This is a genomic window from Sphingobium sp. (genome assembly GCF_035511395.1).
GTDB lineage: Bacteria > Pseudomonadota > Alphaproteobacteria > Sphingomonadales > Sphingomonadaceae > Sphingobium.
This window is the reverse complement of record NZ_DATKFP010000221.1, coordinates 1-2,612: the sequence shown is the minus strand read 5'-3', so window position 1 is coordinate 2,612 and position 2,612 is coordinate 1. Positions and strand designations below refer to the sequence as shown.

Below are 2,612 nucleotides of genomic sequence, written 5' to 3'. Positions count from 1 at the left end.
ATCAACGTTTCCGTGCTCCATTCGGCCTGCCGGTCCGCGACCAAGGCGGCGGGATTGACCAAGAAGGTCAGCGTGCACACGCTGCGGCACAGCTTCGCTACCCATCTGCTCGAGAGCGGCGTCGACATCCGGATCATCCAGGTCTTGCTCGGGCACAACAGCCTGTCGACGACGGCGCGCTACACGCATGTGGCGACGACGACGATCGCAAGCACGCAGAGCCCACTCGATCGTTTGACCATCGAGGTGGTGCCGCCCGCCTGAGCCGACCCCGTGCGGTCCGATCTGGAGGTGGCGGATATTTTCCGCCGCCACGGTGCTGCTTTTCGCCTGGCCCATGACGGCCATCTCGGTCGCGTCGAACGCCGCGTCATGTCGGCGGTCGAGCTGTGCCGATGCGCAACCCCGTGACCGCGAGTAGGGCTATCAAGGTCGCATAAGTCAGCGGGCGCAGGCCTCCTTGAGGTCGAAGCTGGCTAGCGGCTTCGATCAGGCGAGCGATCTCCGTGCCCGAGTAAATGTGCGGTGGCCGGCGCCTTTTTTGGGCACCGAAGTGATTGCGCGGGGGCAACTCGTGCCGCACGTCTTCGACGCGGATATGGCGTGCGAAGCGGCAGACGGCTTTCAGTCGCGCGTCGCGTTGCGCAATCGACGGTCCCAGTGCGGCCCAATCGATGGCTGTTTGCGTTTGAACATACGCCTGTCCGCGCTCAGTCGCGAAGCCGGCGAAGCTTTTGAGCAAATACTCGGCATTCGACATCGCAAAGCCCGTGGCACGACGCAGTGCGAGATAGGTCTCGATGGTCTTCAACATCAGAGCGCCTCCGGCCATGGCTGCGCCACCTGCTTCAGAAGAGTGACATCGGCTTTGGCGTAGTGGGCCGTAGTGTCGATGCCACTATGCCGGAGGACCAGACCGATCTTGTCGAGCGGCACCCCGTGGCGCAGCATCTCGGTCGCCGCGGTGTGCCGCAGGACGTGCGCACCCTTGAACGGTGTCACGAGGCCAGCCCGCTTCATGATGCGCCTGACCACCGAAGAGACGGCGTCACCGTTTAGGAACGGGCGACTGGGCGCGATCGTGCTCAGGAACACGCGATCACTTCGGCAGAAAGACGGTCGGCATTCGAGATAGGCCGCGACCGCATCCCCGACGTCCTGGGGCAGCGGCAAGCGAACTTCATGGCGCGACTTGCCCGTAATCCGCAGCGAACCCGCCTGCCACTCGATATCGGTGAGGCGGAGCTGCGCCACGTCGCCGGCCCGCAGTCCGATGCACCAGCGAGTCCAGCCCTTTTCATGAAGGTGGCGGTCGAACAGATCCTGAAACCGCGTCTGACGCGTACCACAAATTATTTCAAGGTAACTCAACGGGATAGGGCCGACCTCGTCGGCGTCGTGGTCCGCGTACGACGCTCCCCTGGAACCGGGTCATACGGGTCTTACGGCAATATGACCTTGTTTCTACAGGCTAATACGCCCGCTGCACCCGTGCGTAGGGTCCATTACAAAACGGCCTCGCGCCGTGCGTCCCGCCTTACGCAGCGCGCTCGCGCTGCGCAGCCTCGTACCGGCAGGCGCGGGGCACTCTTGCTGCAAATTTACCGAGAACATCGGCATGATGGTTTGAGGGATGTCGATCATGGGTAGGGTGCTCCTAAAACACAAAAAAAGGACCGGGCATCAGGCCCGGTCCCGAGGTGCAATTAGCCTTGCTGGGCGATCGACCTATGCGCTTCATGGATGAGCATCGCCGCCTCGTCGTCCCGCCCCTGCGCTCGAATAATCCAATACGCATTGGACCGGGCAGCCATGCGGGCGAGGTCCGATGCCTTGTTCCATTCGGCTTCATATTCCTCGTCGCACTCGCCGGTGATCACGACATCGCCGGTCTCGTGATCGGTGTAGCCATAATATCGGCCAACGTAGGAATTGGCGCTTTTGAGGTGTCGCTCGATCTTGCGAATGAGCGCGAAACCCCTCGCCTGCGCATGGAAATAATGGGGTTCATGGGTTTCGACGAAACGGTCGAGATCGGGTTCGATGGCAAGCATGGAAACCTCCTTGAAAGGGGGCCGCAGGCGACAGGCACCGCAGGCCGATGGATGGGACGGGTCAGTGCAGGATCGACAGGTGCGGCCAGGCGCGACGCCCCGCCGGTTCCGCAGGAAGCGGCAATCCCCGCTTGCGCTGGTCCGTCGATGTGGCACAGTTACAGGTGACGGGCAGGCCATCGGGGAAGGACGATGGAAATGCCGAAGATGACGGAAAGGGATCGGCTCGCCGATCTGGAAGCGCGTCAGCGCAAGATGAACGATGAACTGGAAAGCGCGCGCCGTGCCCTGCGCGGCAAATATGCCGCGATGATAGCGGAGGTGCCGGTGGAGAAGCTCACGGAAAGGGATTTCCGAGAGCTTCTGACACAGGCGATCCGGGTAGGTGGCAGTGCGGCGCTGACGGCGCTCAAGGGATTGCCCACAGCGAGCTGATCGCGCCGCAGGCAATCAGAGGTTCCGGCAGGGATGCGCCTCGAGAAAGCTGTCCCTGTCGGAATCCGATCGGAGCGTGATGAACCGCTCTTCCGGATCAAGCCAGATCGCAATGAAACATCC

Annotated in this window: 5 protein-coding genes and 1 pseudogene; 3 read left to right on the top strand and 3 right to left on the bottom strand. The window is 62.4% G+C overall.

Going from position 1 to position 2,612, the window contains the following annotated elements; genetic code table 11:
- Both VMR39_RS15125 and VMR39_RS30625 read left to right on the top strand, forming a co-directional pair.
- The coding region (locus VMR39_RS15125; RefSeq protein ID WP_325416782.1) for a tyrosine-type recombinase/integrase at positions 1-264 on the top strand (264 nt) is incomplete at its 5' end.
- Between the two features lie 9 nt (positions 265-273).
- Positions 274-402, top strand: a pseudogene (locus VMR39_RS30625) (IS91 family transposase); the annotation flags it as partial.
- On the opposite strand, the gene VMR39_RS15120 reads toward VMR39_RS30625, so the two are convergent.
- From VMR39_RS15120 to VMR39_RS15110, 3 genes are all read right to left on the bottom strand, one after another.
- Positions 371-814: a hypothetical protein gene (locus VMR39_RS15120; protein WP_206046375.1), complete on the bottom strand. Its 444-nt coding sequence runs from the start codon at positions 812-814 to the stop codon at positions 371-373. The pseudogene VMR39_RS30625 and the gene VMR39_RS15120 overlap by 32 nt on opposite strands.
- Positions 814-1,371 (bottom strand): tyrosine-type recombinase/integrase, encoded by a 558-nt coding sequence (locus tag VMR39_RS15115; protein WP_230588603.1) that lies wholly within the window; start codon positions 1,369-1,371, stop codon positions 814-816. Before VMR39_RS15115 ends, VMR39_RS15120 begins: the two co-directional genes overlap by 1 nt.
- Positions 1,372-1,706: 335 nt before the next feature.
- Positions 1,707-2,054 (bottom strand): hypothetical protein, encoded by a 348-nt coding sequence (locus VMR39_RS15110; protein ID WP_037511128.1) that lies wholly within the window; start codon positions 2,052-2,054, stop codon positions 1,707-1,709.
- 198 nt (positions 2,055-2,252) lie between these two features.
- Between VMR39_RS15110 and VMR39_RS15105 the strand changes: the two genes are divergently transcribed.
- A complete protein-coding gene (locus tag VMR39_RS15105; protein WP_037511165.1) occupies positions 2,253-2,489 on the top strand; it encodes a hypothetical protein in 237 nt (78 codons plus the stop codon).
- The last annotated feature ends 123 nt before the right edge of the window (positions 2,490-2,612 follow it).

Excerpts from the sequence above, each read along its gene's own strand:
- VMR39_RS15120 (WP_206046375.1), bottom strand. The coding sequence starts at position 814 with ATGTTGAAGACCATCGAGACCTATCTCGCACTGCGTCGTGCCACGGGC.
- VMR39_RS15110 (WP_037511128.1), bottom strand. The coding sequence starts at position 2,054 with ATGCTTGCCATCGAACCCGATCTCGACCGTTTCGTCGAAACCCATGAA.
- VMR39_RS15105 (WP_037511165.1), top strand. The coding sequence starts at position 2,253 with ATGCCGAAGATGACGGAAAGGGATCGGCTCGCCGATCTGGAAGCGCGT.